We start from the raw sequence: 24,578 nt of genomic DNA on the forward strand, positions 1-24,578 counted from the left end.
TACAAGCCCGCTCCCACACAGGGATTCAGGCTGGCCCTTGAATCAGGAAGGGAACAGCTCGCTCAGCTTCATCGCCAACATCATGTCGCCTTCGGTGCGCAGTTTGCCGCCCATGAAGGCCTGCATGCCGTCGGTGGAACCGTCAACGATACCTTCCAGGGTTTCGCTGTCCATGACCAGCGTCACTTGGGCGTCTGGGTTTTCGCCTTCCTGCAGCTCGCAGGTCTTGTCTTTGACAACCAGGGAGAAGTTCTTGGTGTCGTCGATGCGGAAACCGAATACCAGGTCCAGGCCGTCAGCGGCGCCTGGGTTGAATTTGGCTTTCATTGCTTCTACAGCTTTGGCTACGTCAGTCATGGTTTCGATCCTTTTATGGTGAGTCCAGTGACCTTGGGGTCACGGTTGGCCGCAGTTCATCGGAAGGTGATGAGCTGCGGCGCCTTCAACAGTTGCAAGTGGGTGTGGCTGTTGAAGGAAGCCAGGGCCACCTCGCGACCGCGAAACTTCAGCTGGTTGAGCGAGGTGTTAACAATTTGCCAGTTCAGTTCGAAGGCCTGGGTGGCAGGCATTCGGGTGATCAGGTGGAGCAGGGCGGTGATGGTGCCGCCCGAGGTAAACACGGCGATTTTCTGTGCGTTGTCCGCCGCTTCAAGAATGCGTTGCAGGCCGCCCTGGACCCGTTCGACAAACCCCAGCCAGCTCTCCAACCCCGGTGGATCATAGGTGCCGGCCAGCCAGCGTTCGATGATCAGGGCGAAGATGCGCTGGAACTCGCTGCGGTTCTGCGCGGCATTGCGCAGGATCTCCAGGGCTTCGGGTTCGGTGGTCAGCAGGTCGGGGAGCAGGGCGCGGATGATCGCATCGGCGTCGAACTCGTTGAAGGCGCTGTCCACTTCCACCGTTGGAACGGATAAACCGAGGGCGCTGTACTGCTCGAACGCGGCGCTGGCGGTGTGCTGCTGGCGGCGCAGGTCGCCGGCGATGCAGCGGTCGAACGTCACGCCCAGATCGGCCAGGTGACGCCCGAGCACTTGCGCTTGTTCCACGCCGACGGGCGACAGGACGTCATAGTCGTCTGCACCGAAGGAGGCTTGGCCATGTCGAATCAGATAGATGCTGCCCACGTCCGTTTTCCCGGTACGTTGAAAGTCTGGCGAGGTTATGGGGATGCCTGCGAGCTGTCAATGGAAAAACATACGCTTGTTTTAAAAGCCCGTTGGAGGCCCGCTTGCTGGCGGTTTGATCACTGGCCCCAACGCGGTGCCGCCGGTATGCTTGGGCGATCCGCGCCTGGCGCACTGCACTTGTAAGGAGCAACATGGATTTTTTGGCCGAATACGCGAGCTTCTTAGCGAAGACCGTCACCCTGGTGGTCGCTATTCTGGTGGTACTGATCAGCTTCGCCGCCTTGCGCAGCAAAGGTCGTCGCAAATCCGCTGGCCAATTGCAGGTCAGCAAACTCAATGACTTCTACAAGGGCCTGCGCGAGCGCCTGGAATCCACCCTGCTCGACAAGGACCAGCTCAAGGCCCTGCGCAAGTCCGAGAGCAAAGCCGAAAAGAAAAACAGCAAGAAAAAGCCCGAAGCCAAGCCACGGGTATTCGTGCTGGATTTCGACGGTGACATCAAGGCCTCGGCCACCGAAAGCCTGCGCCATGAAATCACCGCGCTGCTCAGCCTCGCGACGCCTAAAGACGAAGTGGTGCTGCGCCTGGAAAGCGGCGGCGGCATGGTCCACAGCTACGGCCTGGCTTCGTCGCAACTGGCGCGTATCCGCCAGGCTGGCGTGCCGCTGACCGTGTGCATCGACAAGGTCGCGGCCAGCGGCGGCTACATGATGGCGTGCATCGGCGAGAAAATTATCAGCGCCCCGTTCGCCATCCTTGGTTCGATTGGCGTGGTTGCACAGTTGCCTAACGTCAACCGCCTGTTGAAAAAGCACGATATCGACTTTGAAGTACTGACCGCCGGTGAATACAAACGCACCCTCACGGTGTTTGGCGAAAACACCGAGAAGGGCCGCGAGAAGTTCCAGGAAGACCTGGATATCACCCATCAGCTGTTCAAGAACTTCGTCTCGCGCTATCGCCCGCAGTTGGCAATCGATGAAGTGGCGACCGGAGAAGTGTGGCTGGGTGTTGCGGCACTCGACAAGCAACTGGTGGACGAGCTGCAAACCAGCGACGAATACCTGGCGACCAAGGCCAAGACCGCCGAGGTGTTCCACCTGCACTATGCCGAGCGCAAGAGCTTGCAGGAGCGTGTAGGCCTGGCGGCCAGTGGTTCGGTAGACCGCGTGTTGCTGACCTGGTGGAGCCGGTTGACCCAGCAGCGCTTCTGGTAACCCGGTCCTTCAGACAGAAGTGATCCCCTTGTGGGAGCGGGCTTGCCCGCGAATGCGGTGTGTCAGTCGATACATGTGTGACTGAACCACCGCTATCGCGGGCAAGCCCGCTCCCACATTTGTTTCAGGGTGAAGGGTTGATCGGGTGCCGCATCAACAGCCCCACCACCAACGCCCCCAGCAATCCCAACCATCCCGCCACCCACAACACCCCACCGAAACCCCCGACAAACGCCTGCTGTGCCAGCGGCTGCACACTGGCCCTTGCCGACGCCGGCAACAACCCCATCGCCGCTGTCATATCACCCGCCACCACCCGCGACGCGATCCCGGCCACCTGGCCCTGCCACTGCGCACCGATACTCGCCCCCAACAATTGCTCGCTATGGCCGCTCAACAATGCCCCATACACGCCAATGGCCAGCATTATCGCGCTGAAACGCATAGTGGTACTCATCCCCGAGGCCATCCCGACGCGGTCGCGCGGCACGCAGGCCATGATGTTTTTCTGCGTATCGCCATTGAGCAAGCCCGCGCCGGCCCCCGTGACCGCAATCGCCAACGCGAAGGGTAGATACCCGCCGACATTCACCGCCCACGCGCTGAGCAGGTTGCCGCAGCCCACCAGGGTCAATCCCGTTGCCATCATCGTCGCCGGGGTAAAACGCCCCGCCAGGCGCGCACCGATGCGTGGGCAAACCAGCATGGTCAGGGCGAACGGCAACATGCCCAGCCCCGAAGCAATGGCGGAGAACCCCAGGCCGTTCTGCAAGTAGAAGGGCAGCAGCGTCATCATCACCTGGGCGCAACCGGCGTAGGCAAACATCCCGAGCAAGGCGCCGATAAAGCGCGGGTGGCGAAACAGTTGCAGGTCCACCATGGGCCGTTGCTGCACGCGCTCGACCAGCACAAACACCCCCAGCAGCACGGCGCCACCCAGCAGGCGCGCATAGGTCAGCGGGCTGTCCCAGCCGATGCGGTTGGCCTCGATCAGCCCCCAGATCAGGCACAGCAGGCTGGCACTGAACGCCAGGCTGCCCCAGGGATCAAGGCGGGCGGACTGGGTATCGCGGGATTCCGGGATGGCGCGCAGCACCAGCGCCATCAGTGCCAGGCCCACGGGCAGGTTGAGGTAGAAAATCCAGCGCCAGCCCAGGTACTCGGTGATCAAGCCGCCAAGGGTCGGCGCGGCGGTCATCGCCACGCCCATGCACGCGCCCCAGAACGCCCAGGCTTTGGCGCGCTCCACTTCATCGTGGAAGGTGTGGCCGATGGACGCCAAGGCCGACGTCAGCAATAGCGCCGCGCCGACGCCTTTGACGGCGCGGGCGATGTCCAGCCACAACGCGCTGGGCGCGGCGCCGCAACCCAGGGATGCAAGGATGAAAATACTCAAGCCCCACACCAGGGTTTTCTTGCGCCCGAAGCGGTCGGCAAGGCTGCCGGCCGGCAAGAGCAGTGCGGCGAAAGCCAGCATATAGGCACTGACGACCCACTCGATATCGGCGAAATTGGCCCCCAGGTCGCGGGCGATGCTCGGCAGGGTGACGGCGACGATATTGGTGTCGAGCACAATCAGAGAGCAGACGCCGGAGGCGGTGAGCAACGTCAAGCGTGGGCTGACGGGCCTCATGAATGGATTACCCAGTAGGCAATGGTAGGTGTGAAATCGCAAGGCATCGCAAAGGCGCTCTGGCTGTTAGGATAGGCCCAGCTTATCGCCGTGCAACGCTGCCTTTGTTAGGTAGGAATAAGCACTTCATTACCTTTGAGCTAATCCTGCGATGGAAATCCGTCACTTCCGCTACTTCCTGGCCGTCGCCCGGCAACGCAACTTCACCCGCGCCGCCGAGCAGTTGGGCATTGCCCCGCCGACCTTGAGCCGGCAGATCCAGGACATGGAAACCGCATTGGGCACGCGCTTGTTTATCCGTCAGCAGCGCGAAGTCAGCCTGACCGAAGCGGGCGCGGCCCTGGTGCAGGAAGCCGAAGCCACCGTGCGCCAATTCGAATGCGCCCAACGCCATGCCCAGCGGGCCGGGCGCGGGGACATCGGGCATATCGAACTGGGTTATGTGGCGTCGGCGGTGTATGGCGGCGTGCTGCAGCGGCAGATGCAGGCGTTCAGTCAGGCGTTTCCCGATGTGAGCGTGAATGTGCGCGAATGCGCCATGGCCGCATTGCCAGGTGCGGTGGCGGATGGGCGGTATGACATTGGTTACGTCCGCTCACCCATGACCCTGCCCGATGGCGTGGAAGCGGTGCGCCTGGACAGTGAGGGGTTTGTCCTGGCGGTGGCACAGGGTTCCTGGCTGCTGGGATTGAAGGCCATCGGTTGCGAACACCTGCAAAACGAGACCTTTATCCTGCCGGAGCAGATCAGCGGCACGCTACATGTGGCCGCCCAGGGCGGTTATGCGCCGCGTCTGGGGCCGCAGCCGGGGGGCTTGGTCGCGGTGCTGGCGCTGGTGTCGCTGGGGCAGGGCGTTGCGGTGGTGCCGGCGTCGGTGGTGGGGCATGTGACGCTGCCGAATGTGCTGTACCGCCCCATTCAAGGCAATGACGCGTCGTCGTGGCTGTCGCTGATTCACCGCAGGTTTGAGAAAGCGCCGGCGGTCGCGCGGTTTATCCAGCAGGTGAAAGCGGCTCGCTGAACACGGTTACAGATCTTGTAATAGTTTTGCGTTGTAGGAATTTTGTCTTTCGGCTGTACGATTCAAGTCCTTTTTTATCGCAGGATTTGCATGAACACCCTCTCGGAGCCCCCCAGTCGTCTTTCCCCAAGACATCCGCTGCTGCCGTTCCCGCTGAAGCATCCCGTATTCCGACTGCTAACCTTGTCCCGGTCCACTGACCGCGTATCGCCGTGCCCGGCATTCTGAACTTCGAATCAAAGAGACTCTATAAATGGAATGGTTAGCGGATCCAACGGCCTGGCTCGGCCTGTTGACCTTGATTGTGCTGGAACTGGTGCTGGGTATCGACAACCTGGTGTTTATCGCGATCCTCGCGGACAAACTGCCACCCGAGCAGCGTGACCGTGCGCGCTTGATCGGTTTGTCCCTGGCGTTGTTGATGCGCCTGGGCTTGCTGGCGAGTATTTCGTGGTTGGTGACCCTCACCCAGCCGCTGTTCGAGGTGTTCGACAAGAGCTTCTCCGGCCGCGACCTGATCATGCTGTTTGGTGGTGTGTTCCTGTTGTTCAAGGCCACCATGGAATTGCACGAGCGCCTCGAAGGCCATGTCGCCCAACGCAGCGGCAATGCGGCCTACGCGATGTTCTGGCCGATCGTGGCGCAGATCGTGGTGCTCGACGCAGTGTTCTCCCTCGATGCGGTGATTACCGCCGTGGGCATGGTGGATGAACTGGCGGTGATGATGATCGCGGTGATCATTTCCATCGGCCTGATGATTGTCGCGAGCAAGCCGTTGACCCGCTTCGTCAATGCGCACCCGACGGTGATCATGCTCTGCCTGGGCTTCTTGATGATGATCGGTTTCGCCCTGACCGCCGAAGGCCTGGGTTTCCATATTCCGAAGGGCTATCTGTATGCGGCCATCGGTTTCTCGATCCTGATCGAAGTGTTCAACCAGATTGCCCGCGCCCGTCGCAAGAAGTCGGCGCAAGGCGTGTTGCCGGTACGTGAGCGCACCGCCCATGCGGTGATGCGCTTGCTCGGCGGGCGCAGCCTGGCGGTGGAAGAGGTGGGTGAAGAGGTCGCCGACCTGTTGGGCGAGCCGGATACCGCGCAAGGCCCGCTGTTTGATCGCCGTGAGCGCGTGATGATCAGCGGTGTGCTGCAATTGGCCGAGCGGCCGATCCGCACGTTGATGACGCCACGGGCCAAGGTGGACTATATCGACTTGGCGGACGATGCCGAGACAATTCGCTTGAAACTGATGCATTCGTCCTACTCGCGCCTGCCGTTGATCCGTAATGGCGCGGTGGATGAGCCCCTGGGCTTTGTGCACAAGAAGGAGTTGCTCAAGGAATACCTGGCCGGCAATGAGCCCAACCTCGAACACCTGGCGCGCCGGGCGATCAACCTGCTGGAGAGCTTCTCGGTGCTCAACGCTCTGGAGCAGATGCGCCAGGAATCCACGCACATCGCCTTTGTGATCAACGAATTCGGTGACTTCATGGGCGTGTTGAGCATGACCGACATTCTCGAATCCATCGCCGGTGAACTGCCCGACGCCAGTGAAATCGAGGGGCCGGACATTGTCGAGGACGGTGCAGGTTTTCGCGTGAACGGCGCCCTCAATCTCAACCAGATCCGCCAGCGCACCGGTTTCACTGCCACGGCAACCGAGGACTACCAGACCCTCGCCGGCTTGGTGATGAGCCTGCTGGACCGCTTGCCGGTGGTGGGTGACAGCCTGGTGTACGAGGGCTGGCGCCTGACCGTGGCGGCCGTCGAGGAGCGACGGGTGACCCTGGTGGCTATGGTGCGTGAAACGTAAAGCGGTCCTTGCCCGCATGTTTTGACACATACAACGCCTGGTCCGCCTTGATCAGCACCTGGTTCAAGGTTTCGCCATCCTCCACCCGGGCCAGGCCGATGCTGATGGTCACCGGGTGTTGGCTGGCGTCCTCCCGCACTTGGGCGCACAACTGGTCCGCCAACTGCGCCGCGTCTTCGCGGCGTACCCCGGCCAGGTAGATGGCGAATTCTTCGCCGCCAAGGCGGGCGTAGTCGTAGTCGTTCATCACGGCACGGATGTCGTGGGCGACGCGCTTGAGCACGTCGTCACCGACGTCGTGGCCATATAAATCATTCACTTTCTTGAAATTGTCGATATCGATCATCGCCAGGTAATGGTCGTGCGTGCGCGGCTGGTGGGCGAGCTTCTGCCCGGCGCTGGTCATGAACGAGCGGCGGTTGGGGATGTCGGTCAGGGTGTCCACGTAGGCCTGGTCCAGCAGCAGCTTGGCCATGATGTAGTTGCTCAGCTTGACCTGGCGCAGCTTGAGGAAGCTGTAGAGGGTCAGCAGGCTGAGGAAGCTGGAGTAAAAGAACACCGTGGTGCCTTTGACTTCCAGCACCGACGTTTCCGTGAGGTAGAACGGGTTGAGCACCACCCAGGTGATCACCAGCGTGGCGGCGAATGCCCAGCGCCTCAGCGGCAGCACGGAGGCACTGTACAAAATGGTCGAGGCGCCAAGGATCAGCCAGCCGGGGTGCAGGTCCATGGGCAGGCCTTCGATCACCAGGCGGATGCCGATGGCGATGATGCTGACGAAGATCAGGTTGATCCATTGGAAGTGGCGCACCTGGGTGTTGAAGGCCAGCACCAGCGTGGTGATCAACAGTGCGCTGAGAAATATCACCGAATAGAACGTAAAGCCTTGGCCGCCGCGAAAGCTGACGATCAGGTTGAACACCAGCCAGATGCTGATGCTGGCGAGGTAGATCAACAGGCAGAAAGGCTTGAGTCGCTCGAAATCATGCTGGGCGAACTCAAGTTGCAAGGCGGGTGAGGGGAGTTTCTTGAGGACTTCGGCTTCAATGGTCTTGAACATTGCTGACCCTGGCTCGGCTGAGACTGCATTGAGCAGCGTAGACGTCTGTCAGGGCCGTGCAAGGGCTAACTGGCGTAGCGGGCGAAGGTATCCTCGACGAGTTGTGCCTGATCTTCCAAGGGGCCGAAGCCCTTGAGTTTCTCTTTCAGTTCCCCGTTGACATAGACCAGCCCGGTCGGGGTGCCCGTCACCTCGGGATGCCTTGGGGTTTGTGCGCAGTCAAGCACCATGCTCAAGACGTTGGGGTACTTGGCGGCAATCATTTCAAACAGCGGCACGGCTTCGGTGCACGCAGGGCAGGAGATTGAAGTAAACAGCAGAAACACCGGATATGGCGAACTCAATACCCGTTGGTAGTCCTCGGCATTGGCAATCGTTGCGGTGGCAAGCCCCATGGCGGTCGTCCTCCTGCGCAGCGTCAGTTGAGTGCCAACGCTAAATCGAGGATTCGCTGCCGTCTACTGTCAATCTTCACAGGTTGGCATCACGCTCCAGACGCTCGCGCGCCTTTCGGGCCTGGCTCGCGCATTTCTTGTATTCCAGGTTATCCCGCGAGGCCTTTGCCTGGCGGTAGCCGTGGTGGTTCTGGCTGGTGTAGTTGGTGCTCAAGGCTTCGTTGAGCTTGCGCAGTTCCATCTTGCAGTCGCGGCGGTCGTTGCTGGCCCAGGCGCTGGTGGCGATCAGAAAGGAGCATAAAACCAGGGTGAGGCTGAGCTTCATCGGGGCACGATCCTTGTCGGCGGGGATGTGCAAAGGCTAGTCCAGCATGGGGATTTTTCCACGCTGCGCGTGCACTGCAACGGTGCGCGGTAACGCTGTAAAGACGCACCCGACTGGGGCCTGTCACCGCAGTGTGGGGCCTGGGGTAGCAGGTTGACGTCAGGTGCTGGCGTAACGCTGTATCGCCCAATAATAATTATCTGGCTGATTTATAAAGAGTTTATCCCCTGTGTATTTTTCTGTTACCGCGTGTGGCACACTTTCTGCTGTCTATTCCGTTGTTACATACTTCGTTCCGGTATAGCGGAATACACAACCCCTGGAGTGCTTGTCATGCATCACCGACCTTCCGTGTTCAAAGCGTGTGTTTTTCTCTTCGCCGCATCGGCTTCCCTCGCAAGCCTCGTGCAGGCGGCGGACAGCAAGCTCGACAACGTGCTCAAGCGTGGGCATCTGATCGTGGGTACAGGCAGTACCAATGCGCCGTGGCACTTCCAGGGAGCGGATGGCAAGTTGCAAGGGTTTGATATCGACATCGGGCGCATTGTCGCCAAGGGATTGTTCAACGACCCCAGCAAGGTCGAGTTTGTGGTGCAGTCGTCTGACGCACGGATTCCCAACCTGCTGACCGACAAGGTCGACATGAGCTGCCAGTTCATTACCGTCACCGCCAGCCGTGCCCAGCAGGTCGCGTTTACCCTGCCGTACTACCGCGAAGGCGTGGGCCTGCTGCTGCCCAACAACAGCAAATACAAAGAGATCGAAGACCTGCAAGCCGCCGGCGACGGCGTGACCGTGGCCGTGCTGCAAAACGTGTACGCCGAAGAGTTGGTGCACCAGGCGCTGCCCAAGGCCAAGGTCGACCAGTACGACAGCGTTGACCTGATGTACCAGGCCGTGAACTCCGGCCGCGCCGATGCCGCCGCCACCGACCAGTCTTCGGTCAAATACCTGATGGTGCAGAACCCCGGCCGCTACCGCAGCCCGGTTTACGCCTGGAGCCCGCAAACCTATGCGTGCGCGGTCAAGCGTGGCGACCAGGACTGGCTGAACTTCGTCAATACCGCCCTGCATGAAGCCATGACCGGTGTGGAATTCCCCACCTACAAGGCCTCGTTCAAGCAATGGTTTGGCGTCGACCTGCCCGAGCCGGCGATTGGTTTCCCTGTCGAGTTCAAGTGATTCGTGACAACCGGGGCGCCGCCAACGGCGCCCCTATTAGGTATTGCTGACCATGAACTATCAGTTGAACTTTGCCGCCGTGTGGCGCGATTTCGACACCTTGCTGGCGGGGCTCGGTCTGGGCCTGCAACTGGCACTGCTGTCGATCGCCATCGGCTGCGTGATCGGCCTGCTGATGGCCTTTGCCATGCTGTCCAGGCACCGTGCGTTGCGCATCTTCGCCTCGGTGTATGTGACGGTGGTGCGCAATACGCCGATTCTGGTGCTGATCCTGTTGATCTACTTTGCCTTGCCTTCCCTGGGGATTCGTCTCGACAAAATCCCCTCGTTCATCATCACCCTGTCGTTGTACGCCGGTGCCTACCTGACCGAAGTATTCCGCGCCGGGCTGTTGAATATTCCCAAGGGCCTGCGCGAAGCCGGCCTGGCCATCGGCCTGGGCGAATGGCGCATCCGTGCCTACATCACCGTGCCGGTGATGCTGCGCAACGTGCTGCCAGCACTGTCGAACAACTTTATCTCGCTGTTCAAGGACACCTCGCTGGCCGCGGCGATTGCCGTGCCGGAGCTGACCTATTACGCCCGCAAGATCAACGTCGAAAGCTACCGGGTGATTGAAACCTGGCTGGTCACGACCGCGCTCTACGTGGCTGCCTGTTACCTCATTGCCATGCTGCTCCGTTACCTGGAACAGCGTCTGGCGATCCGTCGTTAAGGAGGGTTCCCATGTACGAGTCCCCCAGCTGGCTGCATGAGTTGTGGATCGCCCGGGATACCCTGTGGGCGGGCTTTCAAGCCAGTGTGTCTGTGTCGGCGCTGGCGATTATCTTTGGCACCCTGATCGGCATTGTCGCCGGGTTGATCCTGACCTACGGCAAATTCTGGATGCGTGCGCCGTTTCGCCTGTATGTCGACTTGATCCGTGGCACGCCGGTGTTTGTGCTGGTGCTCGCGTGTTTCTACATGTTGCCGGCCCTCGGTTGGCAGATCAGCGCGTTCCAGGCCGGTGCGGTTGGCTTGACGCTGTTTTGCGGCTCCCACGTGTCGGAGATCGTGCGCGGTGCGCTGCAAGCCATTCCCCGTGGGCAACTGGAAGCGGGCAAGGCGATTGGCCTGACGTTCCAACAGTCCCTGGCCTACGTGCTGTTGCCCCAGGCGCTGCGGCAGATCCTGCCGACCTGGGTCAATTCCTCCACGGAAATCGTCAAGGCGTCGACGCTGCTGTCGGTGATCGGCGTGGCGGAATTGTTGCTGAGTACCCAGCAAGTGATTGCGCGCACGTTCATGACCCTGGAGTTCTACCTGTTCGCCGGGTTTCTGTTCTTTGTCATCAACTACGCCATCGAATTATTCGGGCGCTACATTGAAAAGCGGGTGGCCTTGCCATGAACCAACCTCACATCGAGCAACCGTTGCTCAACATCCGCGGCCTGCGCAAACAGTACGGCGAGGTGGAAGTGCTCAAGGGCGTGGACCTGACCATGCAGCGCGGCAACGTGGTCACGTTGATCGGCTCCAGCGGCTCGGGCAAGACCACGCTGTTGCGCTGCGTCAACCTGCTGGAAGAGTTCCAGGGCGGGCAGATCACTCTTGACGGTGAGTCCATCGGCTACAGCGAAGTTGCCGGCAAGCGCGTGCGCCACCCCGAGCGGGTGATTTCCCAGCATCGCGCCATGACCGGCATGGCGTTCCAGCAGTTCAACCTGTTCCCGCATTTGACGGCGTTGCAGAACGTCACCCTGGGTTTATTGAAAGTTAAGAAAATGCCTAAGGACGAGGCAGTGGCGTTGGCAGAAAAATGGCTCGACCGCGTAGGGCTTTTGGAGCGCCGCAACCACTTCCCGGGCCAGCTCTCTGGCGGCCAGCAACAGCGTGTGGCGATTGCCCGCGCCATTGCGATGAACCCGAGCCTGATGTTGTTCGACGAAGTCACCTCGGCCCTCGACCCGGAGCTGGTGGGCGAAGTGCTCAGCGTGATCAAGGGCCTGGCGGAAGAGGGCATGACCATGTTGCTGGTCACCCACGAAATGCGCTTTGCCTATGAAGTGTCCGACAAGATCGTTTTCATGAACCAGGGCCGCATTGAAGAGCAGGGGGCGTCGAAGGACATTTTCGAACGCCCGCAATCGCCGCGCCTGGCGGAATTTCTCAAGAACATTCGTTTTTAATCAGGAGGCTATTTTTATGAGCATTACTCGTTACGGCACCGGCAGCACCGCCGGCGGCGGCCAGCCCCGTCCCTTCGCCCGCGCGGTGGAAGCGGACGGCTGGCTCTACGTCTCGGGCCAGGTGCCAGCGGTGGACGGTGAAATCATCAACGGCGGCATCGTCGAGCAAACCCGGCAGACCATGCGCAATGTGGTGGCGATTCTGGAAGAGGCTGGCTACGAGTTGAAAGACGTGGTGCGTGTCGGCGTATGGCTGGAAGACCCGCGGGACTTCTGGAGTTTCAACAAGGTGTTCGGCGAATACTTCACCCCGGAACACGCCCCGGCGCGGGCCTGTGTGCAGGCCAACATGATGGTGGATTGCAAGGTGGAGATCGATTGCGTGGCCTACAAGAAAAAGGGCTAAATGATCGTTCCCACGCTCCGCGTGGGAACGCTGCCCTGGACGCTCTGCGTCCGCTTTTGTGACGCAGAGCGTCACCGCATGCATTCCCACGCAGAGCGTGGGAACGATCATCTGTAACGGGACCGACATTGCCATGACCGAAGACACCATCAAACGCCGCGCCAAAGGCCTGGACCGGGCGTTCGATATCCTCGATTTTCTCAAGGAGATCGGCCAGCCCCTGCGCCCGAATGATATTGCCAGCGGCATCGGCAGCCCCAAGTCCACGGTTTATGAACTGGTCGCCTCGCTGCTGGAGCGGCGCATCCTCGAAACCGTGGGCAAGGACGGTCACGTCTACCTGGGCCGCCAGCTGTACTTCCTCGGCCAGGCGCACCTGCGTCACTTCGACCTGACCCGCGAGGCCGACCACGCCTTGCAGGAGATCGTCAGTCAAACCCACGAAACCGCGCAGATGTGCCTGCTCAACGGGCGCAAATACACGGTGGCGCTGATGCGCGAGGGCGAGCGGCATTTCCGCATATCTTCGGATATCGGCGAAAACGCACCGATCCCCTGGACCGCTTCCGGGCGCCTGTTGCTCGGGCATTTGAGCGACCGGCAGATCACCGACCTGATCGACCACGACGACTTTATCCTTCCGGACGGCCAGCGCTTGCCGCTGGAAACCTTCCTCGCACAAATCCGTCAGGCTACCCTCGATGGGTTCTTTTCCTTCGACAGTGTGGCCGACACCTTTACCCATTGCTTTGCCGCCCCGGTCCGGGACGCGCAAGGCATCAGCATTGCGACCCTGTGCATCGTCGCCCCACGGGCCGATGCGCTGAAAAACTACAACGACTATCGCCGGGTGTTGATCGACAGCGCCAACAACCTGGCCCGTCGCATCAACGAATAGGAGCATTTCATGTCTGCCATCAATGCCGTTGCAAAGGGTGCCGCCGCCGTCGGTGCCCACTTGGTCCGTGACGTCAGCCTGCCTGCCCTGGTGCTGCACCGCGAGGCCCTGGAACACAACATCCGCTGGATGCAAACCTTCGTCAGCAACAGCGGCGCCGAGCTGGCGCCCCATGGCAAGACCAGCATGATGCCGGCGCTGTTCCAACGCCAAATCGCCGCTGGCGCCTGGGGCATCACCCTGGCCAGCGCGGTGCAGACCCGCGCCGCCTATGCCGGTGGCGTGCGCCGCGTATTGATGGCCAACCAACTGGTGGGCGCGCCCAACATGGCGTTGATCGCCGACCTGCTGGCGGATAAGGATTTTGACTTCCACTGCATGGTCGATCACCCGGACAACGTCGCCGACCTCGGCCTGTTTTTCGCCGCCCGTGGCCTGCGCCTCAACGTGATGATCGAATACGGCGTGGTCGGCGGCCGTTGCGGTTGCCGCAGCGAGCAGGAAGTGCGCGACCTGGCCAAGGCGATCAAGGCCCAGCCGGCCCTGGCCCTCACCGGTATCGAAGGTTATGAAGGGGTGATCCACGGCGAGCACGCCATCAGCGGCATCCGCGACTTCGCCGCGAGCCTGGTGCGTCTGGCGGTGGATCTGCAGAACAACGGTTCATTCGACCTGCCCAAGCCTATCGTCACCGCCTCGGGTTCGGCCTGGTATGACTTGATCGCCGAATCCTTCGAGGCGCAAAACGCTGCCGGCCGTTTCCTCAGCGTGTTGCGCCCCGGCAGCTACGTGGCCCATGACCATGGCATCTACAAAGAAGCGCAATGCTGCATGCTCGACCGTCGCAGCGACCTCAACGAAGGCCTGCGCCCGGCCCTGGAAGTCTGGGCCCATGTGCAATCGATGCCCGAGCCGGGTTTTGCGGTGATCGCCCTGGGCAAGCGCGACGTGGCCTACGACGCCGGTTTACCGGTGCCGCTCAAGCGTTACAAGGCGGGCGTGGTGGGCGCCGAAGGGGATGATGTGAGTGCGTGCAAGGTCACGGCGGTGATGGACCAGCATGCGTTCATGACCGTTGCCGCTGGGGTTGAGCTGCGCATTGGCGACATCATTTCCTTCGGCACTTCGCACCCTTGCCTGACCTTTGACAAATGGCAGGTGGGTTGCCTGGTGGATGAGCAGTTGCAGGTGGTTGAGAGTTTGCATACCTGCTTCTAGACCGAGTCGCTCCCTTCGCGAGCAAGCCCGCTCCCACACTTGACTGTATTCACAAATAGAAATCTGTGAGCCCAATCCAATGTGGGAGCGGGCTTGCTCGCGAAGAGGCCATCAGCCACACCCGAGAATCCACCATGACAGCCCACCCCCACATCGCCCTCATCGGCGAATGCATGATCGAACTGCAACACCGCGCCGACGGCAGCCTGCACCAAAGCTTCGGCGGCGACACCCTGAACACCGCGGTCTACCTGCGCCGCGAGCTGGGCGATAGCGGCCATGTCGACTATGTGACCGCGCTAGGCGATGACAGCTTCAGCGACGCCATGTGCCAGCAATGGGCCGACGAAGGTCTTGGGCTCGCCATGGTCCAGCGCCTGCCCGGGCGCTTGCCGGGTTTGTACTGCATCCAGACCGACGCCAATGGCGAACGCAAGTTTCTCTACTGGCGTAACGAAGCCGCCGTGCGCGACTGCTTCACCACACCCGCCGCCGAGCCGATCCTGGCCGCATTGCCGGCTTACGACGTGGTGTATTTCAGCGGCATCACCCTGGCGGTGCTGGGTGAAATCGGCCGTGAGCGCTTGCTGCAAACCCTGGTCGAAACCCGCCGACGCGGTGGCAAGGTGGTCTTCGACAACAACTACCGCCCGCGTCTGTGGGCCAATGTCGAGGCGGCACGCGTGGCGTATCGCAAAGTCTTGGCCGAGGTGGACATGGCCTTGCTGACTGAGGATGACGAGCGCGCGTTGTTTGGGTATGCCAGCAGTGAGCTGGTGTTTGCGGCGTATCCGGGGATTGAGGAAGTGGTGCTCAAGCGTGGCGCGGAGGAATGCCTGATCCGTTGCAAGGGCGAGCACTTTGCTGTGCCGGCCGTGAAAGTCGAGAAGGTGGTGGATACGACGGCGGCAGGGGATTCGTTCAGTGCGGCGTATCTGGCCAGCCGGTTGAAGGGTGGCTCGCCGCAAGAGGCGGCGGTGGCGGGGCATCGGTTGGCGAGTCGGGTGATTCAGATGCCGGGAGCCTTGATCCCCCGATGATCGTCCCCACGCTCCGCGTGGGAACGCAGCCAGGGACGCTCCGCGTCCCCAAGGCGGACGCAGAGCGTCCGGTGAGGCATTCCCACGCAGAGCGTGGGAACGATCACCCCTCAGTCGCGGTAAAACACCTGCACCAGGTGATACCCAAACTTGCTCTTGATCGGCCCATGCACCACCCGCAGCGGCTTCTTGAAAATCACCGCATCGATCACCCCCACCATCTGCCCCGGCCGAATCTCCCCCAGATCACCGCCGCGCTTGCCCGACGGGCAGGTGGAGTACTTCTTGGCCAGCACGTCAAAGGCTTCGCCCTTGGCAATGCGCTGCTTGAGTTGTTCGGCTTCTTCGCTGGTTTTCACCAGGATATGACGGGCTTGGGCTTTCATTGATCTCTACCAGGTACCTGCAACGGCGGGCGATTATGCCTGAACTCATTCGACCACGCTGATCATGCTGCGGATTTTCGTGGCCAGCAGGTCGATGGAAAAGGGTTTGGCCACCATGTCCATGCCGTCCTCCAGGAAGCCTTGGCGCTCGGCGGCTTTTTCTGCGTAACCGGTCATGAACAACACGCGCAGGCCCGGCCGATGTTGACGGGCGATCTCTGCCAGCTGCCTGCCGTTCATGCCCGGCAGGCCGACGTCGGTGACCAGCAGATCCACGCGTAAATCCGACTCCAGCAACGGCAGCGCGGTGCGTGCATCCGCCGCCTGGTGCGCGGTGTAGCCCAACTCGTCGAGCACGTTGACCACCAGCATGCGCACGGCGGGGTCGTCTTCGACCACCACCACGGCTTCACCGGCCAGGGCCACTGGCGCTTCACCGAGGCTGGCCGGCAGGCTGCTTTCCAGCGCGGTGCCATGCAGGCGCGGCAGGTACAGGCGCACGCAGGTGCCCTGGCCCGGTGCGCTGTGGATGGTCACGTGCCCGCCGGACTGCTGGGCAAAGCCGTAGATCATCGACAGCCCCAGGCCCGTGCCTTGGCCGATGGGTTTGGTGGTAAAGAACGGGTCGAACGCCTTGGCAAGAATCTTCGGCGCCATCCCTGCGCCGTTGTCGCACACGCCGAGCATCACGTAGTCACCGGCTTTCACCGGTTCCAGGGTGGTGATATCGGTGCCATCGAGGTAGCTGTTGGCGGTTTCGATCAGCAGTTCGCCGCCGTCGGGCATGGCGTCGCGCGCGTTGATCACCAGGTTGAGCAGGGCGTTTTCCAGTTGGCTGGCGTCGGTGTTCACCGGCCAGATGTCGTGGCCCAGTTGTACCTTGAGCGCGATATGCGCGCCCTTGGTGCGGCGGAACAGCTCTTCCAGGGACGCCACCAATTGGTTCGGGTTCAGCGGACGGCGGTCCAGCGACTGGCGCCGTGAAAACGCCAGCAGGCGATGGGTAAGGGCGGCGGCACGGTGGGCGGAGGACACGGCGGCATCGGTAAACCGGCCGATTTCGTCACTGCGCCCTGCGGCGATATAGCGTTGCATCAGGTCCAGGCTGCCGATAATCCCGGTGAGCATATTGTTGAAGTCGTGGGCGATACCACCGGTGAGCTGGCCCACGGCTTCCATCTTCTGCGCATGGCGCAGGGCGTCTTCGGCGCGTTCGCGTTCGAACATCTCGTTTTGCAGGCGCTCGTTGGCTTCGGCCAGCGCCTGGGTGCGCTGGGCCACACGCTCTTCAAGGTTTTCGTTGAGATTGCGCAGCGCTTCTTCGGTGAGTTTGCGTTCGGTTTCGTCGATCACAAAGATGTAGAAACCATTCACCGAACCGTCATTGCTGAAACGCGGCAGGTACTTCATCAATGCGTGGCGCGGGCGTCCGTCGCGGTGCGGGGTGATGGTCTGGAAGCTGCACGCCTTGCCCTTGAGCGCCGCGTTGATCTGGTCCTCACGGCCGGCATAGACCTCGTCGCCGAGTACTTCGCGGATGCTCTTGCCGTACAGCTCCTGGGGCGTCATGCCGTACCACTCCAGGTACGCGCTGTTGTTCAGGCGAAAACGTTGCTCGTGGTCGACATAGCCAATCAGCACCGGCATGGCGTTGATGATCAGCTGCAACTCGGTCTGGCTTTGGCGCAAGGCCTGTTCGGTGTGCTTGCGCTCGGTGAGGTCCAGCGCCGCGCCGAGAAAACGCGCCGGGCGGCCCTGATGGTCCTTGTAGCAACGCCCCCGGGCGAACACCCAGCGCACCTGGCCGTCGGCTTGCTGCAGGCGGTATTCCTCGGCGTATTCGGTGCCGTAGGTGATGCAATGCTTGATGCTGCGCGCCACCATGCCCCGGTCTTCCGGGTGCACGCCTTGCAGGTAGGCGCTGATGGGCAGCAGGCCAGCGTTATCGGGGGCCACGCCGTGCAGGTAGGCGAAATGGGCGTCGGCGATAAAGCGGTCTTCGCCGATATCCCAATCCCAGGTGCCCACCGCATCGGTGGCGGCCAGCGCCAGTTGCAGGCGTTGCTCGGTGTTGTGCTGGGCCTTGCGGCGTTCGTTGGTTTCGATGGCGGTGACCAGGATCCCGGCGACGCTGCCGCTTTCATCGCGCACGGGGCTGTAGGTCAGGTCCAGCCAGATCTCGGTGTCGCGGTGATTGCGTTGCAGGATAAACCGCTGCTCGGTGAAGGTGCGCACCTGGCCTTCGAGCACCGCGTTGTAGATCGGCGCGGTGAAGCTTTGCAGCTCCGGCCAGGCCTGGTGCGCCGGCTGGCCCAGGGCGTCGGGGTGCTTGTTGCCGGCCAGCAGGGCGAAGCCGTCGTTGTAGAGCTGGGTCAGTTGGCTGCCCCACAGCAGGAGCATCGGCATCGGCGAGTGAACAACGATATCCACGGCGGTGCGCAGGCTTTGCGGCCAGTCGTTGATCTCACCGAGTGGGCTTTGTGCCCAGTCCAGCCGTGCAATCAATGCAGCGGCTGCGCTGACGGTGGGTGTTCCATTCATGAAAAAGCCCTGAGCGTAACGCTTTGAATATGACAAACGCCGATTATCCCGTGAGGCGGGAACGGCTGACTACCCCTCGAAAAATAGCATGCATTGGGGTTTTGTCTTCAAATGAGTGCATCAGGGCTGAAACCTTTCATCTTTCAAGCCAGTTCGGGGCGGTCGCGAAACTCCTCCAGGGCCTGTGGGTTGGCGAGGGCGTCGGTGTTTTTCACCGGTTCGCCATGCACCACGTTGCGCACCGCCAATTCGACGATCTTGCCGCTGATGGTGCGGGGGATATCCGTGACAGCGAGGATCTTCGCCGGCACATGGCGTGGCGTGGTGTTGGCGCGGATCACCTGGCGGATCTGCTGTTCCAGGGCTTCATCCAGCACGACGCCATCGTTGAGGCGTACAAACAGCACCACCCGTACGTCATCCTGCCATCGCTGACCAATGGCCAGGCTTTCCATCACCTGGGGGACTTTTTCCACCTGGCGATAAATCTCCGCCGTGCCGATGCGCACGCCGCCGGGGTTGAGCACTGCGTCGGAGCGTCCGTGAATCAACAGGCTGCCGTTCGGCCGTTGCTCGGCGTAGTCGCCCTGGGCCCACACGCCGGGAAACTGGCTGAAATACGAGGCGCGCAGCTTCTTTTGTTCGGGATCGTTCCACAAACCGATGGGCATGGCCGGGAAGTGCCGGGTGCAGACCAACTCGCCTTTCTCGCCGATCAGCGCCCGGCCCTGGTCGTCCCAGACCTCGATTGCCATCGCCAGGCTCTTGCACTGCATCTCGCCCCGGCGCACGGGCAGCACCGGGTTGCCGATCACAAAGCAGGACACGATATCGGTGCCGCCGGACATGGACGACAGACACAGCTCAGCCTTGATCTCGCGGTACACGTAGTCGTAGCTCTGCGGCGACAGCGGCGAGCCGGTGGAAATCAAGCCCTTGAGGCTGCGCAAGTCGTGGCTCAGGCGCGGTTGCAGGCCGGCCTTTTCCAGGGTGGCGAGGAACTTGGGGCTGGTGCCGAACACGCTGATCTGTTCGGCGTCGATCAAGTCGAGCAGACGCTCCGGGCCCGGATGAAACGGCGAGCCGTCATACAGCACCGCCGTCGCGCCGATGGCCAGCACCGAGACCAGCCAGTTCCACATCATCCAGCCGCAGGTGGTGTAGTAGAACAGGCAGTCCTCGCGGCTCAGGTCGGCATGCAGGCCGTGTTCCTTGAGGTGGGTGAGCAGCACGCCGCCGGTGCCGTGGATGATGCACTTGGGCACGCCGGTGGTGCCGCTGGAATAGAGGATGTACAGCGGGTGATCGAAGGGCACCGCGACGAATTCAGGCTCCCCGCCGGGTTGGTAGAAGTCGCCCCACAGGCTGACGCTGGCTGCGGTTTGATAGTCCTCGACCCGCGCCTGGGGCCGTGCGTACGGCACGATGATCAGTTGCTCCAGGGACGGCAGCCGTTCGAGGATTTCGTTGAGCTTGGCCGTTTGGTCGATATCTTTGCCGGCGTAGCGGTAGCCGGCGCAGGTGATCAGCACTTTGGGTTCGATCTGGCCGAAACGGTCGATCACGCCCTGGGTGCCGAAGTCGGGCGAGGAGCACGACCAGATCGCCCCAAGGCTGCTGGTGGCAAGCATGCCCACCAGGGTTTGCCAGGTGTTGGGCATGCACGCGGCCACGCGGTCGCCCTGGGTCACGCCGATGGCCCGCAGGCTGTGTTGCAGGCCGGCGACGTGGGCCGCCAGTTCGGCGTAGGTCAGTTGTTCGCGCTGGCCGTCTTCACCGATGGCGACCACGGCGGGGTGGTCGTCACGGCGGCGCAGCAGGTGCTCGGCAAAGTTCAGGGTGGCGCCGGGGAACCACTGGGCGCTGGGCATTTCGCGGTCTTCGACCAGCACGGCGCTGGGAGGGCTGCGAAATTGCACGTCAAAGAACGTGACGATGGCCTGCCAGAAGTCGGGGCGCTGGTCGATGCTCCACTGGTGCAGGGCGGGGTAGTCGGCGAGTTGCAAGGCGTAGCGGTCGTTGATGTAGCGGCGGAACTGGTCCATGCGCGTGGCGGCGATGCGTTCCGGGGAGGGTTGCCAGAGGATGTCGGACATAAATTCGCTCTCTCGTTCCCACGCTCGGCGTGGGAATGCCTCTTTGGACGCTCTGCGTCCGCTCTTGGGGCGCGGAGCGCCCGGGGCTGCATTCCCACGCGGAGCGTGGGAACGATCGTCTGGTCTATTGGGCCAGCCAGCCGCCGTCGATGTTCCACGCGGCTCCACGCACTTGGCTGCCGGCTTCGCTACAGAGGAACAGCACCAGCTCGCCGAGTTGCGGCGGTGTCACAAACTCCAGCGACGGCTGCTTCTCCGCCAGCAGGTCATGCTGCGCCTGCTGCGGGTCCACGCCGGTGGCGATGCGATCATCGATCTGCTTCTGCACCAGCGGCGTCAGCACCCAGCCCGGGCAGATGGCGTTGCAGGTCACATTGCTGGTGGCCGTCTCCAGGCCCACCACTTTGGTCAAACCGATCACCCCATGCTTGGCTGCTACGTACGCGGCCTTGCCCACCGAGCCGACCTGGCCGTGTACCGAGGCGATGTTGACGATGCGCCCCCAACCCTTGGCCTTCATCCCCGGAAGGCTCAGGCGCGTGCTGTGGAACACCGACGACAGGTTGATGGCGATGATCGAATCCCAGCGTTCGGCAGGGAAGTCTTCCACCGCCGCGACGTGCTGGATGCCGGCGTTGTTGACCAGGATGTCCACGCCGCCGAATTCACGCTCGGCGTAGGCGAGCATGTCGGCGATCTGCGCCGGGTCGCTGACGTCGGCCGGGTGATGGCCGACCTTGCCGCCAAACGCCTGCACCTGGGCGACCACCGCGCTGGCGTCGCCGAAGCCGTTGAGGATCAGGTTGGCGCCGGCCTTGGCCAGGCTCAGCGCAATCCCCAGGCCGATGCCGCTGGTGGAACCGGTGACCAGGGCGGTCTTGCCGTTTAAAGTCGTCATGAAAACCTCACACAATGCCGGTGGCGTAGAAAGTCCCGATCACCACGAACACCGCAAGGGTCTTGATGATGGTGATGCCGAAAATGTCCTTGTAGGCTTCGCGGTGGGTCAGCCCGGTCACCGCCAGCAGGGTGATCACCGCGCCGTTGTGGGGCAGGGTGTCCATGCCGCCGCTGGCCATGGCCGCCACGCGGTGCAGCACTTCAAGGGGGATATTGGCCGCATGGGCCGCTGAAATAAAGCTCTCGGACATGGCCGCCAGCGCAATGCTCATGCCGCCCGAGGCGGAACCGGTGATGCCGGCCAGCAAGGTCACGGTAATCGCTTCGTTGACCAGCGGGTTGGGAATGCCCTTGAGCCAGTCTGCCAGCACCAAAAAGCCCGGCAGCGAGGCGATCACCGCACCAAAGCCGTATTCCGACGCGGTGTTCATCGCCGCCAGCAGCGCACCGCTGACCGCGCTTTTGCTGCCTTCGGCGAGCTTGCTTTTGATCGCCGACCAGCCGAACGCCAGGACCATCAAGATGCCCACCAGCAGCGCCGCCTGCACCGCCCAGATCGCGGTGAGCTTGGCGATTTCAGTGGTCACCGGCGCGCTCATGCCCGGCAGGGCGAGGCTGTGGGTCTTGCCGTACCATTGTGGGATCCAGTGGGTGAACAGCAGGTTCATCACCCCCACCAGGATCAACGGCGACAGGGCGATCCAGGGGTTGGGCAAGCTGAGGTTTTCGGCGGTTTCCGGCTCATTACGCAAGTCGGTGCCATACCCTTCGCCAGCACGCTGGGCCTTGTTGCGCTGGCGCGCCAGGTAGAGCATGCCGGCGCAGAACACGAAAATCGTACCGATCACGCCCAGCCACGGCGCGGCCCAGGCGGTGGTGTTGAAAAACGTGCTGGGGATGATGTTCTGGATCTGTGGCGTGCCGGGCAGGGCGTCCATGGTGAACGAAAACGCGCCGAGGGCGATGGTCGCCGGGATCAGGCGCTTGGGGATATTGCTCTGGCGAAACATCTCCGCCGCAAACGGGTACACCGCAAACACCACCACAAACAGCGACACTCCGCCGTAGGTGAGCAGGGCGCAGACCAGCACGATCACCAGCATCGCTTGGCGGGTGCCGAGCAAGCGGATCGCCGCGGCCACAATCGAACGGGAAAAGCCCGACAGCTCGATCAGCTTGCCGAACACCGCGCCGAGCAGAAACACCGGGAAATACAGTTTGATAAAACCGACCATCTTCTCCATGAACACCCCGGTAAAGGCAGGCGCGACGGCGGACGGGTCAGTCAGCAGGACAGCGCCGAGGGCGGCGATGGGGGCAAACAAGATAACGCTATAGCCACGGTAGGCAGCCAGCATCAGCAGCGCGAGGGCTGCCAGGGCGATGATTACACTCATGGAGTGTCTCCGGATCGAATTGTTATTTTTGTGGGGTGTTGCTGTAGGAGGAAGCTATAGCTAGATCTGTGCCAAGATATTAAGTTATTGAAATATAAGGTAAATATAAAAAAATCTGATGGCGATTTTAAAGGTTGTCTCTAATTTGAGACAAATGAACATCCCCTGTGGGAGCGGGCTTGCTCGCGAATGCGGTATGTCAGTACCCAATATGCTGACTGACACACCGCATTCGCGAGCAAGCCCGCTCCCACATGGGAATGTCTTTGTATTGGGATTTTTGTCTCTTTATTGAGATTGCGCGATGCCCAACGCCACCATCTTCTTGTACAGCGTCGACCGCCCCAGCCCCAACCGCTTAGCCGCCTCCACCACATTCCCCCCGCAAGCCGCCAACGCCGCCGCAATGATCTGCCGATCAAACCGCTCCCGCGCCGCACTGAAGCTCTCTCCCTCTACCGCCGCCACCGCATTGCGCGCGACCGGGGTAAACGTGCCGATGGCCGCGCGAATCTCCCCGGCATTCAACACCAGGTCATCACTGAGCAACGCCGCCCGTTCCAGCACATTGCGCAGCTCGCGGATATTCCCCGGCCATGCGTGTTGCGCCAGCAGCGCCAGGGCTTCGCGGTCCAGTTCGTGCTGGCTGCGCAGTTCCTCAAGGATCGCCTCGCTCAGCGCCGGTATATCTTCCAGGCGCTCGCGCAAGGGTGGCACCTGGATCGGCAGCACGTTCAGGCGGTAATACAAGTCCGCACGGAATTCACCGCGCTTGATCGCCGCTTCCAGGTCCATGGACGTGGCCGCGATCACCCGCACGTCGCTGTGCAGCATCTCGTTGGAGCCTACCGGTTCGAATTCCTTTTCCTGCAATACGCGCAGCAGTTTGCTTTGCAGCGGCAGGGGCATATCGCCGATTTCATCAAGGAACAACGTGCCGCCCTGGGCGATCTGGAACTTGCCGGGACGGCCCTTGCGGTCGGCACCGGTAAACGCGCCCGGCGCGGTGCCGAAGAATTCGGCCTCCAGCAGGTCGGCAGGAATCGCCGCGCTGTTGACGCTGACAAACGCCTTGTGTGCCCGCGGTGATGCGCCGTGGATCGCCTGGGCCAGCAATTCCTTGCCGGTGCCGGTTTCCCCCAGCAACAACACCGGCGACTCGGCACTCGCACTGCGCCGGGCGCGGCGTTTGACTTCGAGGCTGGCGGCGCTGGTGCCGATAAAGTGCGCGAAGTTGTATTTGCTCTGCCGCGAACGCAGCAGCGAGCGGGTCGAGGCCAGTTCCTGCTGCATGCTCAGGTAGCGCTCGATCAGCGGCGATAGGTTGCGCAGCTCATCAAACAGCGCAAAACCAATCGCGCCGATCACCGCGCCGGCATCGTTGTGAATCGGCAGGCGCATCACCACCAACGGGCCTTTGGGCGTGTCCTGGATGTCCAGCAGGATCGGCAGGTCGGTGCGCACCACCTGGCGCAACAGGCTGTTGGAAATCACCTGCTCGCACGGCTGGCCGATGGCTTCATCGGCGCTTTTCAGGCCGAAGCGCTTGGCGTAGCGCTCGTTCATCCAGACGATATTGGCGTCGCGGTCGACAATCACCGTGCCTTCGCTGGACTGTTCGATGATCTCGAACAGCGACTGGATGGCCAGGCCGCGCACCTGTTGGTAGTCCTTGAGGCTTTCGCTGGTGTTCATGCTTTTGCCGCCAACACAAAATAGGAGTGGGAGTGGGAGTGCGATCTTGTGGGAGCTGGCTTG

Annotated in this window: 23 protein-coding genes; 11 read left to right on the forward strand and 12 right to left on the reverse strand. The window is 61.9% G+C overall.

The features are described 5' to 3' along the window. Window positions 1-42: 42 nt before the first annotated feature. Both ACZRMO_RS29120 and ACZRMO_RS29125 read right to left on the reverse strand, forming a co-directional pair. Entirely contained in the window at window positions 43-357 is a 315-nt protein-coding gene (locus ACZRMO_RS29120; RefSeq protein ID WP_463975145.1) for an SCP2 sterol-binding domain-containing protein, read from the reverse strand. 56 nt (window positions 358-413) lie between these two features. Continuing rightward, window positions 414-1,124, reverse strand: coding sequence for a histidine phosphatase family protein (locus tag ACZRMO_RS29125; RefSeq protein WP_124526753.1), 711 nt, complete (start codon window positions 1,122-1,124; stop codon window positions 414-416). Window positions 1,125-1,318: 194 nt separating this feature from the next. Between ACZRMO_RS29125 and sohB the strand changes: the two genes are divergently transcribed. Then, window positions 1,319-2,344: a protease SohB gene (sohB, locus tag ACZRMO_RS29130; protein ID WP_207046359.1), complete on the forward strand. Its 1,026-nt coding sequence runs from the start codon at window positions 1,319-1,321 to the stop codon at window positions 2,342-2,344. A gap of 124 nt (window positions 2,345-2,468) precedes the next feature. On the opposite strand, the gene ACZRMO_RS29135 is transcribed toward sohB, so the two are convergent. Continuing rightward, on the reverse strand, window positions 2,469-3,977 hold the full coding sequence (locus ACZRMO_RS29135) for an MFS transporter (protein WP_463975146.1): 1,509 nt from the start codon (window positions 3,975-3,977) through the stop codon (window positions 2,469-2,471). 151 nt (window positions 3,978-4,128) lie between these two features. On the opposite strand from ACZRMO_RS29135, the gene ACZRMO_RS29140 reads away from it, so the two are divergent. Next, complete coding sequence (locus tag ACZRMO_RS29140; protein WP_463975147.1) at window positions 4,129-4,998, forward strand: LysR family transcriptional regulator; 870 nt, start codon at window positions 4,129-4,131, stop codon at window positions 4,996-4,998. Window positions 4,999-5,251: 253 nt separating this feature from the next. Next, window positions 5,252-6,808 carry a TerC family protein gene (locus tag ACZRMO_RS29145; protein WP_463975148.1) on the forward strand — a complete coding sequence of 519 codons (1,557 nt, stop codon included), beginning with the start codon at window positions 5,252-5,254 and terminating at the stop codon, window positions 6,806-6,808. Here the strand turns inward: ACZRMO_RS29145 and ACZRMO_RS29150 are convergent. The 3 genes from ACZRMO_RS29150 to ACZRMO_RS29160 all read right to left on the reverse strand — a co-directional run bounded on the left by ACZRMO_RS29150 (window position 6,789) and on the right by ACZRMO_RS29160 (window position 8,588). Next, complete coding sequence (locus ACZRMO_RS29150; RefSeq protein ID WP_463975149.1) at window positions 6,789-7,868, reverse strand: GGDEF domain-containing protein; 1,080 nt, start codon at window positions 7,866-7,868, stop codon at window positions 6,789-6,791. The genes ACZRMO_RS29145 and ACZRMO_RS29150 overlap by 20 nt on opposite strands. A gap of 65 nt (window positions 7,869-7,933) precedes the next feature. Beyond that, window positions 7,934-8,263: a thioredoxin family protein gene (locus ACZRMO_RS29155; protein ID WP_463975150.1), complete on the reverse strand. Its 330-nt coding sequence runs from the start codon at window positions 8,261-8,263 to the stop codon at window positions 7,934-7,936. 76 nt (window positions 8,264-8,339) lie between these two features. Beyond that, the gene (locus ACZRMO_RS29160; RefSeq protein WP_463975151.1) at window positions 8,340-8,588 is read right to left on the reverse strand and encodes a hypothetical protein; all 249 of its coding nucleotides are present in this window, start codon (window positions 8,586-8,588) and stop codon (window positions 8,340-8,342) included. Window positions 8,589-8,921: 333 nt separating this feature from the next. Here ACZRMO_RS29160 and ACZRMO_RS29165 point away from each other — a divergent pair, with 333 nt between their 5' ends. The 8 genes from ACZRMO_RS29165 to ACZRMO_RS29200 all read left to right on the forward strand — a co-directional run bounded on the left by ACZRMO_RS29165 (window position 8,922) and on the right by ACZRMO_RS29200 (window position 15,500). After that, window positions 8,922-9,770 carry a transporter substrate-binding domain-containing protein gene (locus ACZRMO_RS29165; protein ID WP_124526746.1) on the forward strand — a complete coding sequence of 283 codons (849 nt, stop codon included), beginning with the start codon at window positions 8,922-8,924 and terminating at the stop codon, window positions 9,768-9,770. A gap of 52 nt (window positions 9,771-9,822) precedes the next feature. Continuing rightward, window positions 9,823-10,485, forward strand: a complete 663-nt coding sequence (locus tag ACZRMO_RS29170) for an amino acid ABC transporter permease (RefSeq protein WP_017737242.1) — start codon at window positions 9,823-9,825, stop codon at window positions 10,483-10,485. Between the two features lie 11 nt (window positions 10,486-10,496). Beyond that, complete coding sequence (locus tag ACZRMO_RS29175; protein WP_463975152.1) at window positions 10,497-11,159, forward strand: amino acid ABC transporter permease; 663 nt, start codon at window positions 10,497-10,499, stop codon at window positions 11,157-11,159. Further along, the gene (locus tag ACZRMO_RS29180; RefSeq protein WP_463975153.1) at window positions 11,156-11,938 is read left to right on the forward strand and encodes an amino acid ABC transporter ATP-binding protein; all 783 of its coding nucleotides are present in this window, start codon (window positions 11,156-11,158) and stop codon (window positions 11,936-11,938) included. The genes ACZRMO_RS29175 and ACZRMO_RS29180 overlap by 4 nt, the downstream gene beginning before the upstream one ends. A 16-nt stretch (window positions 11,939-11,954) precedes the next feature. Continuing rightward, window positions 11,955-12,344 carry a RidA family protein gene (locus tag ACZRMO_RS29185; protein ID WP_078742925.1) on the forward strand — a complete coding sequence of 130 codons (390 nt, stop codon included), beginning with the start codon at window positions 11,955-11,957 and terminating at the stop codon, window positions 12,342-12,344. Window positions 12,345-12,477: 133 nt separating this feature from the next. Further along, window positions 12,478-13,242 (forward strand): IclR family transcriptional regulator, encoded by a 765-nt coding sequence (locus ACZRMO_RS29190; protein ID WP_463975154.1) that lies wholly within the window; start codon window positions 12,478-12,480, stop codon window positions 13,240-13,242. A gap of 9 nt (window positions 13,243-13,251) precedes the next feature. Further along, window positions 13,252-14,460, forward strand: a complete 1,209-nt coding sequence (locus ACZRMO_RS29195; protein WP_463975155.1) for an amino acid deaminase — start codon at window positions 13,252-13,254, stop codon at window positions 14,458-14,460. A gap of 134 nt (window positions 14,461-14,594) precedes the next feature. Further along, window positions 14,595-15,500: a sugar kinase gene (locus ACZRMO_RS29200; RefSeq protein ID WP_463975156.1), complete on the forward strand. Its 906-nt coding sequence runs from the start codon at window positions 14,595-14,597 to the stop codon at window positions 15,498-15,500. 110 nt (window positions 15,501-15,610) lie between these two features. On the opposite strand, the gene ACZRMO_RS29205 is transcribed toward ACZRMO_RS29200, so the two are convergent. The 6 genes from ACZRMO_RS29205 to ACZRMO_RS29230 all read right to left on the reverse strand — a co-directional run bounded on the left by ACZRMO_RS29205 (window position 15,611) and on the right by ACZRMO_RS29230 (window position 24,515). Next, complete coding sequence (locus ACZRMO_RS29205) at window positions 15,611-15,886, reverse strand: peptidylprolyl isomerase (RefSeq protein ID WP_017737235.1); 276 nt, start codon at window positions 15,884-15,886, stop codon at window positions 15,611-15,613. Window positions 15,887-15,931: 45 nt separating this feature from the next. Then, entirely contained in the window at window positions 15,932-18,427 is a 2,496-nt protein-coding gene (locus ACZRMO_RS29210) for a PAS domain-containing protein (RefSeq protein WP_463975157.1), read from the reverse strand. Window positions 18,428-18,570: 143 nt separating this feature from the next. Continuing rightward, window positions 18,571-20,523, reverse strand: a complete 1,953-nt coding sequence (locus tag ACZRMO_RS29215) for an acetoacetate--CoA ligase (protein WP_463975158.1) — start codon at window positions 20,521-20,523, stop codon at window positions 18,571-18,573. A gap of 124 nt (window positions 20,524-20,647) precedes the next feature. Further along, on the reverse strand, window positions 20,648-21,421 hold the full coding sequence (locus ACZRMO_RS29220) for a 3-hydroxybutyrate dehydrogenase (protein WP_463975159.1): 774 nt from the start codon (window positions 21,419-21,421) through the stop codon (window positions 20,648-20,650). A gap of 7 nt (window positions 21,422-21,428) precedes the next feature. Continuing rightward, window positions 21,429-22,820 carry a GntP family permease gene (locus ACZRMO_RS29225; RefSeq protein WP_463975160.1) on the reverse strand — a complete coding sequence of 464 codons (1,392 nt, stop codon included), beginning with the start codon at window positions 22,818-22,820 and terminating at the stop codon, window positions 21,429-21,431. Between the two features lie 288 nt (window positions 22,821-23,108). Continuing rightward, window positions 23,109-24,515 carry a sigma-54 interaction domain-containing protein gene (locus ACZRMO_RS29230; RefSeq protein WP_463975161.1) on the reverse strand — a complete coding sequence of 469 codons (1,407 nt, stop codon included), beginning with the start codon at window positions 24,513-24,515 and terminating at the stop codon, window positions 23,109-23,111. Between the last annotated feature and the right edge of the window lie 63 nt (window positions 24,516-24,578).

It is taken from the genome of Pseudomonas sp. B611 (assembly GCF_055407965.1).

What these genes read in the sequence shown, in the direction of transcription:
- ACZRMO_RS29140 (WP_463975147.1), top strand. Translation starts at nt 4,129, where the DNA reads ATGGAAATCCGTCACTTCCGCTACTTCCTGGCCGTCGCCCGGCAACGC.
- ACZRMO_RS29150 (WP_463975149.1), bottom strand. Translation starts at nt 7,868, where the DNA reads ATGTTCAAGACCATTGAAGCCGAAGTCCTCAAGAAACTCCCCTCACCC.
- ACZRMO_RS29135 (WP_463975146.1), bottom strand. Translation starts at nt 3,977, where the DNA reads ATGAGGCCCGTCAGCCCACGCTTGACGTTGCTCACCGCCTCCGGCGTC.
- ACZRMO_RS29185 (WP_078742925.1), top strand. Translation starts at nt 11,955, where the DNA reads ATGAGCATTACTCGTTACGGCACCGGCAGCACCGCCGGCGGCGGCCAG.
- ACZRMO_RS29160 (WP_463975151.1), bottom strand. Translation starts at nt 8,588, where the DNA reads ATGAAGCTCAGCCTCACCCTGGTTTTATGCTCCTTTCTGATCGCCACC.
- ACZRMO_RS29195 (WP_463975155.1), top strand. Translation starts at nt 13,252, where the DNA reads ATGTCTGCCATCAATGCCGTTGCAAAGGGTGCCGCCGCCGTCGGTGCC.
- sohB (WP_207046359.1), top strand. Translation starts at nt 1,319, where the DNA reads ATGGATTTTTTGGCCGAATACGCGAGCTTCTTAGCGAAGACCGTCACC.
- ACZRMO_RS29170 (WP_017737242.1), top strand. Translation starts at nt 9,823, where the DNA reads ATGAACTATCAGTTGAACTTTGCCGCCGTGTGGCGCGATTTCGACACC.
- ACZRMO_RS29165 (WP_124526746.1), top strand. Translation starts at nt 8,922, where the DNA reads ATGCATCACCGACCTTCCGTGTTCAAAGCGTGTGTTTTTCTCTTCGCC.
- ACZRMO_RS29220 (WP_463975159.1), bottom strand. Translation starts at nt 21,421, where the DNA reads ATGACGACTTTAAACGGCAAGACCGCCCTGGTCACCGGTTCCACCAGC.
- ACZRMO_RS29155 (WP_463975150.1), bottom strand. Translation starts at nt 8,263, where the DNA reads ATGGGGCTTGCCACCGCAACGATTGCCAATGCCGAGGACTACCAACGG.
- ACZRMO_RS29145 (WP_463975148.1), top strand. Translation starts at nt 5,252, where the DNA reads ATGGAATGGTTAGCGGATCCAACGGCCTGGCTCGGCCTGTTGACCTTG.
- ACZRMO_RS29175 (WP_463975152.1), top strand. Translation starts at nt 10,497, where the DNA reads ATGTACGAGTCCCCCAGCTGGCTGCATGAGTTGTGGATCGCCCGGGAT.
- ACZRMO_RS29225 (WP_463975160.1), bottom strand. Translation starts at nt 22,820, where the DNA reads ATGAGTGTAATCATCGCCCTGGCAGCCCTCGCGCTGCTGATGCTGGCT.
- ACZRMO_RS29210 (WP_463975157.1), bottom strand. Translation starts at nt 18,427, where the DNA reads ATGAATGGAACACCCACCGTCAGCGCAGCCGCTGCATTGATTGCACGG.
- ACZRMO_RS29230 (WP_463975161.1), bottom strand. Translation starts at nt 24,515, where the DNA reads ATGAACACCAGCGAAAGCCTCAAGGACTACCAACAGGTGCGCGGCCTG.
- ACZRMO_RS29215 (WP_463975158.1), bottom strand. Translation starts at nt 20,523, where the DNA reads ATGTCCGACATCCTCTGGCAACCCTCCCCGGAACGCATCGCCGCCACG.
- ACZRMO_RS29200 (WP_463975156.1), top strand. Translation starts at nt 14,595, where the DNA reads ATGACAGCCCACCCCCACATCGCCCTCATCGGCGAATGCATGATCGAA.
- ACZRMO_RS29120 (WP_463975145.1), bottom strand. Translation starts at nt 357, where the DNA reads ATGACTGACGTAGCCAAAGCTGTAGAAGCAATGAAAGCCAAATTCAAC.
- ACZRMO_RS29180 (WP_463975153.1), top strand. Translation starts at nt 11,156, where the DNA reads ATGAACCAACCTCACATCGAGCAACCGTTGCTCAACATCCGCGGCCTG.
- ACZRMO_RS29190 (WP_463975154.1), top strand. Translation starts at nt 12,478, where the DNA reads ATGACCGAAGACACCATCAAACGCCGCGCCAAAGGCCTGGACCGGGCG.
- ACZRMO_RS29205 (WP_017737235.1), bottom strand. Translation starts at nt 15,886, where the DNA reads ATGAAAGCCCAAGCCCGTCATATCCTGGTGAAAACCAGCGAAGAAGCC.